Origin of the sequence: Methylobacterium sp. HMF5984 (assembly GCF_045033435.1) — a bacterium.
In the GTDB taxonomy this organism is placed as follows: domain Bacteria; phylum Pseudomonadota; class Alphaproteobacteria; order Rhizobiales; family Beijerinckiaceae; genus Methylobacterium.
On record NZ_JBJFLN010000001.1, the window covers coordinates 3,569,500 to 3,583,356 of the forward strand.

A 13,857-nucleotide genomic window follows, 5' to 3' on the forward strand; every position below is an offset into this window, starting at 1 on the left:
CCGGGGAGTTCCGGCGGCGTGGACGCCGGAGGCGGGCCGGTGCATCCTGGAGGCTGCAACCACGGGTGCCTGCATGCCGGATACGACCTACGACGCCGACAACATCTTCGCGAAGATCCTGCGCGGCGAGATTCCGGCGCACCGGGTCTACGAGGACGCCGACACTTTGGCCTTCATGGACGTGATGCCCCAGGGACCCGGCCACACCCTGGTGATCCCGAAGGCGCCCGCGCGCGGGCTGATCGACGCCGAGCCCGCTTCGCTCGCCGCGCTCGCCGCCAGCGTGCAGACGGTCGCACGGGCGGTGAAGGCGGCGTTCAAGGCGGACGGGCTGACGGTGTTCCAGTTCAACGAGGCGGCCGGGGGGCAGACGGTGTTCCACCTCCACGTCCACGTCGTGCCCCGCTTCGAGGGCGTGCCGCTCCAGCGCCACGAGGGCGGGATGGCCGATCCGGCCGTGCTCGCGGACCACGCCGAGCGGATCCGCGACGCCCTGAAGGGCTGAGGCCTCAGGCGGCGGTCGCGGCACCGGTCGGCGCCACCCCGGTCAGGAGCCGGCGCAGGGCCGCATTCTCGGCCTCGAGCTCGCTCACGCGGCGGAGCAGGAAGGCGATGGAGGTCTCGTCCGCTGCGGGTTCGGCGGCGGGCACCGCCGGCGCGGCCTTGGGCGTCTCGACCGCGAAGGTGATCCCGACGCCGTCGGCGCGCCGCCAGCGCATCGCCGAGCGGTAGGTCCGCTCCTTCTGCGGGATGAAGAGGTCGAACATCTCCGGCAGCGTCGCGGTCTCGCTGAGCACGAGACGCGCACCCGTCGAGGAGAAGTCCCGCACGAGGCAATCCATGCTCGAGGAGCCGTTGTTGAACAGGATGCGTCCCTTGAGGAACACCCTCTGCCGGACCTCGTTGCGATTCTCCGACGACATGAAACGAGCCTCAGGACCGAAAATTCAGGCTCAACCGTCCCACGGCGCCCCTTAAGGAATGCTCGCCGCGATCGCCGACTCCGCCCGGCTCACCTATAAAAAGCGCCGGTCTACGGTCTGGAACAGGTAGAAGCCGTTGAAGCGGACCCCGGTCTGCGCGGCGCGGCCGTCGAAATCGAGGGGGAGACCCGAGCTCTCGTCGAGCTTGCCCCCGAAGGTCCAGCGGCCGCCGCCGAGGAAGCTCGGGACGCGGCTGGACTCGGGAACGGCGCAGCACAGACCCTCGACGCTCTTCAGGCGAAACAGGTTGTAGCTCTGCATCGGAGAATCTCCGCTCAGCCGACCCCTCTGGCCGGATCCGTCTTACCCGACGATCCGGCTTGACCGTGTGGTTAATCACACACTCTGTCCGGTTTGTGTCGATCCGGTTTCGGGGACGTTGCGCTCCAGCTCGTCGAGCCAGATCCGGGCCGAGCCGTCGGACGGCGCGCGCCAGTCGCCGCGCGGGGAGAGGGCACCCCCGGCGGAGACCTTCGGCCCGTTCGGCAAGGCCGAGCGCTTGAACTGGCTGAACCCGAAGAAGCGGGACAGGAACACCCCGAGCCAGCGCCGGATCTCGGGCAGGCCGTAGGCGACCCGCTTGTCGGCGGGAAAATCCGGCGGCCAGGCGCCGGCCGCCGCATCGCCCCAGGCATGCAGGGCCAGGAACGCGATCTTCGAGGGCCGGAAGCCGTGGCGCAGCGTATAGAACAGCGTGAAGTCCTGCAGCGCGTAGGGGCCGATCGTGGCCTCGGTGCTCTGCGGCGCCGCGTCGGCCTCGGCGGGCACCAGCTCGGGCGAGATCTCGGTGTCGAGCACCGCGCTGAGCACGCGCCCCTCCTCCGTGCCGAACTGGCCCGAGGCGATCGTCCAGCGGATCAGGTGCTGGATCAGGGTCTTGGGCACCCCGGCGTTGACGGCGTAGTGGCTCATCTGGTCGCCGACGCCGTAGGTGCACCAGCCGAGCGCCAGCTCCGACAGGTCGCCGGTGCCGACGACGATCGCGCCGGCGTGGTTGGCCAGCCGAAACAGGTAGTCGGTGCGCAGGCCCGCCTGCACGTTCTCGAAGGTGACGTCGTAGACCGCCTCCCCCGCAGCGTAGGGGTGGCCCATGTCGGCGAGCATCTGGCGCGCGGCGGGTCGGATGTCGATCTCGGCCGCGGTGGTGCCGAGCGCCCGCATCAGCGCGTACGCGTTCCCCTTCGTCGCGTCCGAGGTGGCGAAGCCCGGCAGGGTGTAGGCCAGGATGTCCGAGCGCGGATACCCGAGCCGGTCGAACGCCTTGGCGATCACGATGAGGGCGTGGGTCGAATCGAGGCCGCCCGAGACGCCGATCACGGCCTTGCGGGTGCCGGTGGCCTCGAGGCGCTGGGCCAGCCCCGCGACCTGGATGTTGTAGGCCTCGTAGCAATCCTGCGCGAGGCGGGCCGGATCGGCCGGCACGAAGGGAAACCGCTCGATCCGCCGGATCAGCCCGAGGTCGCCGGTCGGCGGATCGAGGCGGAACGACGCCCGGCGGTAGGCTGGGCGGGAGCCCGGCCGCGCGTTGTCGTCGAAGCTGCCGGCCTGCAGGCGCTCCTGGGCCAGCAGGTCGAGGTCGATGTCGGCGAGCGTCGCCACCGGCCCGGCGGCGAAGCGCTGCCCTTCCGCCAGCCGCACGCCGTTCTCGTCGATGCTGGTCTGCCCGTCCCAGGACAGGTCGGTGGTGGATTCGCCGAGCCCCGCGGCGGCGTAGACGTAGGCGCACAGGCCCCGCATCGAGGCGGCGCGCGATAGCAGGGCGCGCGACTCCGCACGGCCGACGGTGATCGGGCTGCCCGAGAGGTTCGCCAGCACCGTGGCGCCGGCGAGCGCGGCGTGCATGCCCGGCGCGTCGGGCACCCACAGGTCCTCGCAGATCTCGACGCCGACGATCAGGCCCGGCACGTCCTCGGCCGCGAACAGCTGGTCGGCGCCGAACGGGACCGCGTGCCCGGCGAAGCGCACCGTCTCGGCCGCGATGCCGGCGCCGGAGGCGAAGTGGCGCTTCTCGTAGAACTCCCGGTAGTTCGGCAGGTGGATCTTCGGGACGATGCCGAGGAGGCGGCCGCCCTGGATCGCCAGCGCCGCGTTGTAGACCCGGTTGCGCCAGCGCACGGGCGCACCAACGAGGAGGAGGGGGCGCAGGGCCGCCGAGGCGGCGATCAGCCGTTCCGCCGCCGCCTCGACCGCATCGAGCAGCGTCGCCTGCAGAAGCAGGTCCTCGATGGCGTAGGCCGAGAGGGCGAGTTCCGGGAACACGGCCACCGCGACGCCTTGCCGGTGACAGTCTTGCGCCAGCGCCAGGATCGCGTCGGCGTTGCGCTCGGGGTCCCCCGGATGGCTGCGCCCGGTGCAGGCGGCTACGCGGGCGAAGCCCTGGGCGTAGAGGGACCGGAAGTCCCGTGGGAGTTGGGTGGGTGCCAAGGGCGTCACGACCCGCGCGAGGGAGGAGTTCCGCGCCACCTTACCGCCTGGCGGCCCGCCCCTCCAGCGGCCCGCGCCGGACCGGTTTCAAGGCTCTGTTAACGACGTTCGGCCTAACTCGGATCGACCGTTCCGGGCGGGACGGCCTTCCGTGTTTCGAGTTTTTGAGAACCCATGCGCGCATCGGGACGGCCTCCCTATTCTCATCGCGACCCCTCTCGCCCCAGTCGCGGCGGCGACCGCCCGAGCCTCACGCTCGGCGCGCTGGCCCATCGGCTGATGTCGTTGCGGGCCAGCCTGACGCGGCGCCTCGTCGGCGGGCCGCAGCGCCCGAGCTACGCCATCGCCGGTACCCGGCCGGCGCCGAGCTGGCTCACGCCGCCGAACGCGATGCTGGGTCGCGGCGCCGAGCCGGATGCCGGCGGCTGGACCGATTCGCGGGCCGGCCAGGATGCCGTGTTCGCCCATGCCTGGCCCGCCGAGATCTTCGACGACCGGGCGACCCTCGACATGCTCGACGGCGCCCGGCCCGAGAGCCGGATCGACGCCTCCGCCTCCTCGCCGGGCGTGCTCGTGCGCTCGCCGCGCCGGCCCGCCGCGATCACGCCGGAGGACATCGACCGGCCGCGCGGCGTCGCCCGCTCGGTTCCGGGGCCCTCCGACCGCTCCGGGACGGCTTCGGCCGTCGCTTCGCCCGTCCCTTCGGCCGTGCGCTACACCCGCACCCCCGACACCATCCTGCAGGAGCGCCGCCAGCGCGCGCTGGAAGCCGAGCGCAACGCCCTCGACCTGGCGCGGGCCGAGGCCCAGGCCGCGATGCTGGCCGCGGCCGCCGAGCGCGACGCCGCCGAGCGCGCGGCGCAGGCGCAGGCGGATGCCGAGGCGGCCCGCGCCGCCGCCGAGGCCGAGCAGGCCGCGGCCGAAGCCAGCGCGATCCCGCCCGGGCCGCCGCTGCCGCTCTGGCGCCAGCCCTTCGTCCCGCCGCCCGGCGTCCGCTTCTTCCGCACGCCCGATCGCCGCCCGGCGCGTCCGGCGGTCGAGCTGTCGGCGGGCACCGCGCCCGCCCCGGTCGTGCCGGCGGAAGCCCGCGACCTGTCGGAGCTGCCCGACTGGTCGGACGTCCAGCCGTGGTTCGAGGCCGGCGACTGGTCCTCGGCCGAGGCCTGGGAGGCGATCCAGCCCGAGGCCGCCCAGGGTCGTGGCCGCGATGCGATGCTGGAGACGGACCCGAGCGCGGAGGCAGCGCAGGCGGCTCCCGTCGCCGCGCCGGCCGGGTCCGTCCCGTCCGAGCGCTACGTCTCGGTGCCGGTCGACATCTCCCACCTGCGCTCGCTTCCGCCGGCTCCGGTCTACGTCCTCGACCGTCTCGTGCGCTTCGACCGCCCGCTGCATCCCGCGCACGGTCAGGACAACGCCAGCCAGGGCGGCATCGGCCGCTCGGACGACGCCGGCATGGATGGGTCCGAGCCGATTGTGCCCGCCCGCCCGGCCCTGTCGCTGGTGTTCGGACCCGGAACCCCCCTCCCCTCTCCGCCGCCTGCCGAGACCGTCGAGATCCGCCGTGCACCGGTCCTGTCGGCCATGGCCGCCCGCGCCGCGATCCGGCCCGCGCGCTCGATGGAGCCGGCGGTCGCCTCGCCGCGACCGTTCCTGCCCGAGGTCTCCCTGTCCGAGGTCTCCCTGCCCGAGGTCTCTCTGCCCGAGGTCCGCGAGCCGGAGATCGAGCTCGGCTTCGAGAACGCCGAGCCGGACTTTGCCGAGCCGGATTTCAGCGAGCATGCTTTCGCGGCGCACGCCTTCGAGCCTTCCTTCGCGATGCCGGCCGCCGCGCCGCCGGTGATCGTCCCGATCCCGCCGCGTCCCGTGCTGCTGCGCGGCAAGGCCGCCCCGGCACCGGAGCCGGTCGCGGTCGCGCCGGCCCCCGAGCCCGAGGAGGTCCCCGCCCCCGTGGAGGCCTACGCCGAACCGGTCGTCCAGGCGCCCGCGATCCCCGCCCCGGCGATGCCGATCGTCGGCCGCCCACACCTGATCGCCGCCGGCCGGCACCTCGCCATCGCCTCGGTCGAGAACGCCGACTACGAGCTTCCCGCCCTCGATCTCCTCGCCATGCCGGTGCCCGGCGAGAGCCCCGAGGTCGATGCCGACGTGCTGGAGCAGAACGCCCTCAACCTGCAGCAGACGGTTCAGGATTTCGGCGTGCGCGGCGACATCCTCGCCGTGCGCCCCGGCCCGGTCGTGACCCTCTACGAGCTCGAGCCGGCGCCCGGCACCAAGTCCTCCCGCGTCATCGGCCTGTCGGACGACATCGCCCGCTCGATGTCGGCGGTCTCGGCCCGCGTCGCCGTCGTGCCCGGCCGCAACGTCATCGGCATCGAGCTGCCGAACGAGATCCGCGAGACGGTCTTCCTGCGCGAGCTGCTCTCGGCGCCGGACTTCTTCGCCAGCAAGCACAAGCTCGCGCTGTGCTTGGGAAAAAACATCGGCGGCGAGCCGATCATCGCCGATCTCGCCCGCATGCCGCACCTGCTGGTGGCCGGCACTACCGGCTCGGGCAAGTCGGTGGCGATCAACACCATGATCCTCTCGCTCCTCTACCGGATGAAGCCGGAGGAGTGCCGCCTGATCATGGTCGACCCGAAGATGCTGGAGCTGTCGGTCTACGACGGCATCCCGCACCTGCTCTCCCCCGTCGTCATCGACCCGAAGAAGGCGGTCATCGCCCTCAAGTGGGCGGTGCGCGAGATGGAGGAGCGCTACAAGAAGATGTCCAAGATCGCGGTCCGGAACATCGACGGCTACAACGCCCGGATGGCCGAGGCCCGCGCCAAGGGCGAGACCATCACGCGGACGATCCAGACCGGCTTTAACCGCGAGACCGGCGAGGCGGTGTTCGAGGACGAGGCGATGGACCTCTCCCCGCTGCCCTACATCGTGATCGTGGTCGACGAGATGGCCGACCTGATGATGGTGGCCGGCAAGGACATCGAGGGGGCGATCCAGCGCCTGGCGCAGATGGCGCGCGCGGCCGGCATCCACCTGATCATGGCGACGCAGCGTCCGTCGGTGGACGTGATCACCGGGACGATCAAGGCGAACTTCCCGACCCGGATCAGCTTCCAGGTGACGAGCAAGATCGACTCGCGCACGATCCTGGGCGAGATGGGCGCCGAGCAGCTCTTGGGCCAGGGCGACATGCTGTTCATGGCCGGCGGCGGGCGCACGACCCGGGTGCACGGGCCGTTCTGCTCGGATTCGGAGGTCGAGAGCGTGGTCGCCCACCTCAAGCACCAGGGCCGCCCGGCCTACCTCGAGGCGGTCACCGCCGACGACGGGTCCGACGAGGCGCCGAAATCGGCCGGCAGGGGCAAGGGCAAGGCCGAGGCGGTCGAGGCCGAGACCGAGGAGGCCGACCTTCCGGTCTTCGACGTCGGCGCTTTCGTGGCGGCGTCGGGCGGCGAGGCCGGCGACCTCTACGAGCAGGCGATCCAGGTGGTCTTACGCGACCGCAAGGCGTCGACCAGCTACATCCAGCGCCGTCTGCAGATCGGCTACAACCGCGCCGCGTCGATCATGGAGCGGATGGAGATCGAGGGCATCGTCGGGCAGGCCAACCACGCCGGCAAGCGCGAGATCCTGGTCGAGGGCGCACCCCACGCCGCCAGCATGTACGACGACGAGTGACGACGAGGCGCCGGCCGGAAACGCGGCCGGCGTCGCATCTTCGCCACAGGGCGCCGCTCTAACGGCATCCGACGACACGGCCCGGCGCCCCGAGGGGGCATCACGGCGCGACGGGCGTTTCGCACGCCTTCGCGCTTGAAGCCGACCATCGCTTGCGGGACGCCGCACCCGCCCAGGAGACGCCTGACCATGCTCGGCCGCCGCACCCGACTTGCCGGATCGCTCCTCGCGGTCGCGGCCTGGATCGCCCCGGTGGCGCCGGCCGACGCACAGGTCAGCAGCTTCCTCGACGGCCTGTTCGGCCGCAAGGAGCAGCCCGCTCCCGCGCCCGAGCCCGAGGCGGCCCCCGCCGCACCGGCCGCGGCACCCGCGAAGAAGACGGTCGCCAAGCCTGCGGCCAAGGATGCGAGCAAGGATTCGGTGAAGGACGCGAAGTCGCGCTCGGCCGAGAAGCCCGCCGCCAAGCCGGTCGCCGCCAAGCCCGCCGCGGCGGATGCGAAGGTCGCCGCCGTCGGCGCGCCGACCCCCGCCCCGGCCGCCGCCTCCGACGAGGCGCCGGACGCCGCCACCGTGCTGGCCCAGGCCAACGCCTATTTCAACGGCATGAGCACGCTCACCGGCTCGTTCATCCAGATCGCCGCGGACGGGCGGAAGATCGGCGGCAAGCTCACCATCGCCAAGCCCGGGCGCCTGCGCTTCGACTACGACGCGCCCTCGCCGCTGGAGGTGGTGGCCGACGGCACCTCGGTGGCGGTGCGCGACCGCAAGCTCGCGACCCAGGACCTGTACTTCATCGCGCAGACCCCGCTGAAATTCCTGGTCCGCGAGAAGATCGACCTCGCCCGCGACCTCACCGTCACCGACGTCTCGAACGACCCGGGCGGCGTCCGCATCAGCCTGGAGGACCGCGCCACGCTCGGCGGGACCTCGAAGATCCAGCTGTACTTCGATGCCGACATGAAGGTGCTCGGCCAGTGGCGGATCACCGATCCGCAGGGCTACCTGACCACCGTGCAGCTCTCGAACCTGCAGAAGGGCAAGGCCGTCGACGGCAACCTGTTCTTCATCAATTACGGGCGCCCCGAGGACAAGGCGATGCAGGAGCGGATCAAGCAGTCCCAGACCCCCTGAGGTCCGCGAAAGGCCGCCATGGTGAGGCTTCCTTAACGCTTTCCGCATCGATCCGGGGAAGGACGTCCCGAAGCGCGCCGATCGGCGTGGCCTGGCGCGCCGGTGAACCTGCCGTCAAGGCGCGCCGCCCGATCGTGCCCCTCGATCGATTCGAGGAAGGGTTCGACATGGAAATCGCCAGGCTGCTCCACACCTTCGCAGGTCCCGTCGCCGCGTTCCTCGCGGTGGTGCCGGGCCTTCGCCGCCCGGCCGGCCCGCCGCCGCCGGTGCTGGATGGGCCGACGATGACGAACGTCGACTTCCCGGCCGTCCAGCCGCCGAGCGCGACGTACTGGCCCGAGCGCTCCTGCATCCTCTCGGGCCGCCCCGAGCAGACCGCCACCTACGTCTACGAGAGCCCCGACAAGCTGTTCGCCGCCGGGATCTGGACCTGCCGGCCGGGCAAGTTCCGCATCGATTTCGGCCGGGACGAGTTCATCCACCTGCTCGAAGGCGTGGTGACCGTCACCGACGCCGAGGGCCGTTCGAAGACCTATCGCGCGGGCGACGCCTTCGTCACGCCGAAGGGCTTCTCCGGCACCTGGGACGTGATCGAGCCGGTGCGGAAGCACTTCACCTATTACGGCGCGGTCGATTGAGGGCCCTCACGCCGCCTGCGGGCGCCAGCGGTCGAGCTCGCTGTCGATCGCGCCTTCGGTGCCGCGCATGAACTCGGCGGCCGGCAGGCCCGGCGCCAGGGTGGCGAGGTAGCTCACCGTCACGGTGCCGGCGCGCGTCGACGACCCGGTCGGCCAGTACAGCCCGGAATTGACCGCCACCGGCAGCACCGGCAGGCCGAGACGCCCGTACAGCAGCTCGACGCCGCGCTTGAACTGCAGCTTCTCGTCGATGGTGCCGCGGGTGCCCTCGGGGAAGATCAGCACCGAGCGCCCGTCGGCTACCGCGGCGCGGCTCTCGTCGATCATCGTGCGCAGGGCCTGGGTGCCGTTGGCCCGGTCGATGATGATCATCGGCGAGCGCCGCAGGAACCAGCCGACCACGGGGATCGCGACGAGCTCGCGCTTGGCGATGATCGCCACGTCGGGCACCAAGATGAGGAAGGCCAGCGTCTCCCAGGCCGACTGATGGTTGGCGACGATCAGGCAGGGCTCGGCCGGGATGCGCTCGCGCCCCTCCTCGACGTAGCGCAGGCCGCAGATCGTGCGGAGCCCGAACAGGATGCCCCGCGCCCACAGGCGCGTCGCCGCGCGGATCGGCCGGACCGGCGAGCCGGAGGCGGCCAGCACCGCGAGCGGTGCCAGGAACAAGGCCGTCCAGGCGGCCCAGTAGGCGTTGAACAGGACGGAGCGGATGCGCGGCAAGGGGCTATGTCTCTGGGTGTCGTCGAGCGGGGCCGACCGATGGTCTTTGCGCGGACATACCCCGTCGTCCGGGGCGGAGCACGCCATTTCCGCAGGCCGCCCGGTCGCAGCGTCGATCGCGCCGGCGAATCGCGCTATCCACCGGCCTCCCCCCGACAACCGCGAGCGTTTCCGTTGCGCCTCACCGTCACGTCCTGGAACATCAACTCGGTGCGCCTGCGCATCGATCTCGTGCTGCGCTTCCTCGCCGAGGCGAAGCCCGACGTGCTGTGCCTGCAGGAGACCAAGTGCCCGGACGACGCCTTCCCGCTGAAGGCCCTGCGCGGCTCGGGCTACGAGAACGTCGTCTTCGCCGGGCAGAAGGGCTACAACGGCGTCGCGATCCTGTCGCGGTTTCCGCTCGTCACCCGCGCGGTGATGAGCTTCTGCGAGCGCCAGGACGCGCGCCACATCTCGGCGGTGCTCGGGCCCGAGGCCGGCGCCGCGGCGGGCATCGCGCTGCACGACTTCTACGTGCCGGCCGGCGGCGACGTGCCCGACACCGCGCTCAACCCGAAATTCGCGCACAAGCTCGACTTCCTGCGCGACCTGCGCGCCTGGGGTGGGCGGCGCGTGAAGGGCCCCGCGATCCTCGTCGGCGACCTCAACGTCGCGCCGCTGGAGCACGACGTCTGGTCGCACAAGCAGCTGCTCAACGTGGTGAGCCACACCCCCGTCGAGACCGAGGCGCTGGAACGCTTGCGCAACGAGGCTGGCTGGGTCGACACCGCGCGCCTGCTGACGCCGCCGCCGGAGAAGATCTTCACCTGGTGGAGCTACCGCTCGCCCGACTGGTCGGCGGCCGACAAGGGCCGCCGCCTCGACCATGCCTGGGTCTCGCCCGACCTCGCCGGCACCGTGCGCAAGGTCGAGGTCGCGCGCGAGGCCCGCGGCTGGGCGCGCCCGTCCGACCACGCGCCCGTGACGTTGACGCTGGAGCTCTGACCGGAACGCGAACGGGGCCGGCGCATTGCATCTTCACACGCTCGTGAAGAAGGTTCGCCGACCCCATGCGAAAGATCCTGCTCGCCTTCCTGCTGCCGAAGGTCGTCTCTTATCTCCGCCGCCGCTACGGCGGCGCCCAGACCCCGCACCGCCGCTCGTTCTGAGCGTCCGTACCCAGCCTCATGGGTCAGGCCCCATGAGGCGCGGTTCCAGCTCTAAGCCCGCGACGCGCCCGCCCTCACCCGGCGGGCGTTCCTGCGTCCGTAGCCCACGTACAGGGCGAGGCCGAGCGTCAGCCAGACCGCGAGGCGGATCCAGGTCTGGCCCGGCAGGCCCGCCATCAGCAGCAGGCAGGACAGGATCCCGAGGCTCGCCACCAGCCCGACCGCCGGGACCCGGAACGGGCGCGGCCGCTCCGGCTCGGTCCGGCGCAGGATCAGCACGGCGGTGCAGACCAGCACGAAGGCGAAGAGCGTGCCGATGCTAACCAGCTCGCCGAGTTCCTCGATCGGCACGAGGCCGGCCACGAGCGCGGTCATCAGGCCGATCGTCGCCTGGCTCAGCATGGGCGTGCGCGTCGTCGGGCTCACCCGCGCGAACAGCCGCGGCAGCAGGCCGTCGCGGGCCATGGCGTAGAAGACCCGCGCCTGGCCGTAGAGCGCGGTCAGCGTCGAGGTCGTCAGCCCGATCAGCGCGCCGAGCTTGATCGCGACGGCGAAGCCGCCGAGCCCGATCGCGTCGATCGCCTTGGCGATCGGGTCGGCGACGTTCAGCGCCCGGTAGGGCACGAGCCCGGTGAGCACCGCGGCGACCGCGACGTAGAGCACCGTGCTCACCGCCAGGGACCCGAGGAGGCCGATCGGCGCGTCGCGCTGCGGGTCGCGGGTCTCGCCGGCGGCGGTCGAGACCGTCTCGAAGCCGATGAAGGCGAAGAACACCACGCCGGCGCCGCGCAGGATGCCGCTCCAGCCGAATTCCCCGAAGGTGCCGGTGTTCTCCGGGATGAACGGGTGCCACAACTCCGGCTTCAGGTGCGCCGCCCCGACGCCGACGAAGGCAAGGATGATCGCGACCTTCAGCGCCACCATCGCGGTGTTGACGAGCGAGGCCTCGCGGCTGCCGCGCATCAGGAGCGCCGTCAGCGCGAGCACGATCCCGGCCGCCGGCAGGTTGACGAGGCCGCCTCCGCCGGGCGCCGCGGCGAGCGCCGCCGGCAGGCGCAGGCCCGCATCCGCGAGCAGGCTCTGCGCGTAGCCCGACCAGCCCACCGCGACGGTGGCGGCGGCGAAGGCGAATTCGAGGACGAGGTCCCAGCCGATGATCCACGCGCAGAGCTCGCCGAGCGTCGCGTAGGTGTAGGCGTAGGTCGAGCCCGGCACCGGGATCATCGCGGCCAGCTCTGCGTAGCACAGCCCGACGAAGGCGCAGGCGATCCCGCCGGCGACGAAGGATAGCGCGAGCGCCGGGCCGGCATAGTCCGCCGCCGCGGTGCCGGTGAGGACGAAGATTCCCGCCCCGATCGTCGCGCCGAGGCCGATGCAGACCAGCCCGAACGCCGACAGGCTCCGCGCCAGCGCCGGCCCGTGGTCGTCCTCATGCCCGGCGACGAGCGCGGCGACGGATTTCTTCGCGGCGAAGAAGCCTGTGGTCATGGCGTGGCGATGTCCGAGCCCGCGGAAGATGCAGCGAGGCTGCGGCAAGTGCCGCGCCAGCGATAGCCGCGCCACGGAAAGTTTTTCAGGGTCGTCCGCGACGGAGCGCTCAGGCACCGGCCGGACGCCGAATCGAGCACGGGTCCCTTCGCCCAGGGGGAAAAGGACAGGATGAGGGGCGTGAGCTTTCGGAGAGTCACGCCCCTCTCCCCGACACACTTTTCATGGGAGAGCGAGCGCGGCGTGCTTCGCAGGATCCATCCGGCGCCGTCACGCCGCGATGGAGACCGGATCGATCGCAGGGCGGCGTCCGCGAACGCCCCGCTCAGCGGCGCTCGTACAGCAGCCGCGCGCGGATCGTGCCCGGGATCGCGCGGATCTCGGCGAGCAGGGTCTCGGCGTCGGCGTTGGTGGCGTCGGTCTCGAGCACCACGTAACCGACCTCGCCGTCGGTCTGGTAGAACTGCCCGGCGATGTTGATGCCCGCGCTCGAGAACACCGCGTTGAGGCGGTTGAGCATGCCGGGCAGGTTCTGCTGCACGTGGATGAAGCGCGCGCCGGTCGGGCGCGGCGGGAGCTGCACCTGCGGGAAGTTCACCGCGCCGATGGTCGAGCCGATGTCGGAGTAATCCACCAGCTTGCGCGCGACCTCCGAGCCGATGCGCTCCTGGGCCTCCTCGGTCGAGCCGCCGACGTGGGGTGTGAGGATCACGTTCTCCAGGCCCTGGAGCGGCGAGACGAAGCGCTCCTGGTTCGAGCCGGGCTCGACCGGGAAGACGTCGACGGCGGCGCCGGCGAGGTGCCCGTCGCGCAGGGCCCGTGCGAGCGCGTCGAGGTCGACGACGGTGCCGCGGGCGTTGTTGATCAGGTACGCGCCCGGCTTCATCGCGCGGATCTCGGCCTCGCCGATCATGTTGGCGGTGGCGTCGGTCTCGGGCACGTGCAGCGAGACCACGTCGCTCTGGGCGAGCAGCTCGGCGAGCGAGGCGGTCGGCTCGGTGTTGCCGTGGCGGAGCTTGTCGGTGTGGTCGTAAAAGACGACCCGCATGCCCATGGCCTCGGCCAGCGTCGAGAGCTGCGTACCGATGTTGCCGTAGCCGACGATGCCGAGCGTCTTGCCGCGCACCTCGACCGAGCCGGCCGCCGACTTGTCCCACTGGCCGGCATGCGCCCCGACCGAGCGCGGCACGATCCGGCGCAGGAGCATCACGATCTCGCCGATGACGAGCTCGGCGACCGAGCGGGTGTTCGAGAACGGCGCGTTGAACACCGGCACGCCGCGCCGCCGCGCGGCGTCGAGGTCGACCTGGTTGGTGCCCACCGAGAAGCAGCCGACCGCGAGCAGGCGGTCGGCGGCGTCGAGGGCCGCCGCGTCGAGCTGCGTGCGCGAGCGGATGCCGAGGATGTGGATGCCCTTCAGGGCCTCGTGCAGCGCATCGCGGTCGAGCGCCTTCGGCAGGCGGACGAGGTTGGTGTAGCCGGCCGCGCGCATCAGCCCGACGGCGCTGTCGTTGATGCCTTCGAGCAGCAGCACCCGGATCCTGTCCTTCGGCAGCGACAGCTTCTCGGGCAGGGCCAGGGTTTCGGGCAGCGGGAGCGGTTCGGAGTTCATGGTGCGATCGGCCGTTCGACGAGGGCGCC

11 protein-coding genes are annotated in these 13,857 nt (G+C 71.8%); 5 read left to right on the plus strand and 6 right to left on the minus strand.

Going from position 1 to position 13,857, the window contains the following annotated elements; translation table 11 throughout:
• Window positions 1-73: 73 nt before the first annotated feature.
• Window positions 74-505, plus strand: a complete 432-nt coding sequence (locus ACFZ8E_RS17260) for an HIT family protein (RefSeq protein WP_405044404.1) — start codon at window positions 74-76, stop codon at window positions 503-505.
• A 4-nt stretch (window positions 506-509) separates the two neighbouring features.
• Here ACFZ8E_RS17260 and ACFZ8E_RS17265 read toward each other — a convergent pair whose 3' ends face one another.
• The 3 genes from ACFZ8E_RS17265 to ACFZ8E_RS17275 form a co-directional block, all read right to left on the minus strand.
• Complete coding sequence (locus ACFZ8E_RS17265) at window positions 510-923, minus strand: PilZ domain-containing protein (protein WP_147843922.1); 414 nt, start codon at window positions 921-923, stop codon at window positions 510-512.
• Between the two features lie 93 nt (window positions 924-1,016).
• The gene (locus tag ACFZ8E_RS17270) at window positions 1,017-1,244 is read right to left on the minus strand and encodes a hypothetical protein (RefSeq protein ID WP_147725599.1); all 228 of its coding nucleotides are present in this window, start codon (window positions 1,242-1,244) and stop codon (window positions 1,017-1,019) included.
• A 75-nt stretch (window positions 1,245-1,319) separates the two neighbouring features.
• Window positions 1,320-3,407: an NAD(+) synthase gene (locus tag ACFZ8E_RS17275; protein WP_405043329.1), complete on the minus strand. Its 2,088-nt coding sequence runs from the start codon at window positions 3,405-3,407 to the stop codon at window positions 1,320-1,322.
• A gap of 279 nt (window positions 3,408-3,686) precedes the next feature.
• On the opposite strand from ACFZ8E_RS17275, the gene ACFZ8E_RS17280 reads away from it, so the two are divergent.
• The 3 genes from ACFZ8E_RS17280 to ACFZ8E_RS17290 all read left to right on the plus strand — a co-directional run bounded on the left by ACFZ8E_RS17280 (window position 3,687) and on the right by ACFZ8E_RS17290 (window position 8,857).
• Entirely contained in the window at window positions 3,687-7,088 is a 3,402-nt protein-coding gene (locus ACFZ8E_RS17280; RefSeq protein ID WP_405043330.1) for a DNA translocase FtsK, read from the plus strand.
• A gap of 189 nt (window positions 7,089-7,277) precedes the next feature.
• The gene (locus ACFZ8E_RS17285) at window positions 7,278-8,219 is read left to right on the plus strand and encodes an outer-membrane lipoprotein carrier protein LolA (RefSeq protein ID WP_243937140.1); all 942 of its coding nucleotides are present in this window, start codon (window positions 7,278-7,280) and stop codon (window positions 8,217-8,219) included.
• 167 nt (window positions 8,220-8,386) lie between these two features.
• Window positions 8,387-8,857, plus strand: coding sequence for a cupin domain-containing protein (locus tag ACFZ8E_RS17290; protein WP_147728930.1), 471 nt, complete (start codon window positions 8,387-8,389; stop codon window positions 8,855-8,857).
• Between the two features lie 6 nt (window positions 8,858-8,863).
• On the opposite strand, the gene ACFZ8E_RS17295 is transcribed toward ACFZ8E_RS17290, so the two are convergent.
• Window positions 8,864-9,580 carry a 1-acyl-sn-glycerol-3-phosphate acyltransferase gene (locus ACFZ8E_RS17295; protein WP_147858237.1) on the minus strand — a complete coding sequence of 239 codons (717 nt, stop codon included), beginning with the start codon at window positions 9,578-9,580 and terminating at the stop codon, window positions 8,864-8,866.
• A gap of 174 nt (window positions 9,581-9,754) precedes the next feature.
• On the opposite strand from ACFZ8E_RS17295, the gene xth reads away from it, so the two are divergent.
• On the plus strand, window positions 9,755-10,564 hold the full coding sequence (xth, locus tag ACFZ8E_RS17300; protein WP_405043331.1) for an exodeoxyribonuclease III: 810 nt from the start codon (window positions 9,755-9,757) through the stop codon (window positions 10,562-10,564).
• Between the two features lie 215 nt (window positions 10,565-10,779).
• On the opposite strand, the gene ACFZ8E_RS17305 is transcribed toward xth, so the two are convergent.
• Both ACFZ8E_RS17305 and serA read right to left on the minus strand, forming a co-directional pair.
• Window positions 10,780-12,216, minus strand: coding sequence for an amino acid permease (locus ACFZ8E_RS17305; protein WP_243949309.1), 1,437 nt, complete (start codon window positions 12,214-12,216; stop codon window positions 10,780-10,782).
• Window positions 12,217-12,541: 325 nt separating this feature from the next.
• Complete coding sequence (gene serA, locus ACFZ8E_RS17310) at window positions 12,542-13,828, minus strand: phosphoglycerate dehydrogenase (RefSeq protein ID WP_187276239.1); 1,287 nt, start codon at window positions 13,826-13,828, stop codon at window positions 12,542-12,544.
• Window positions 13,829-13,857: the final 29 nt, after the last annotated feature.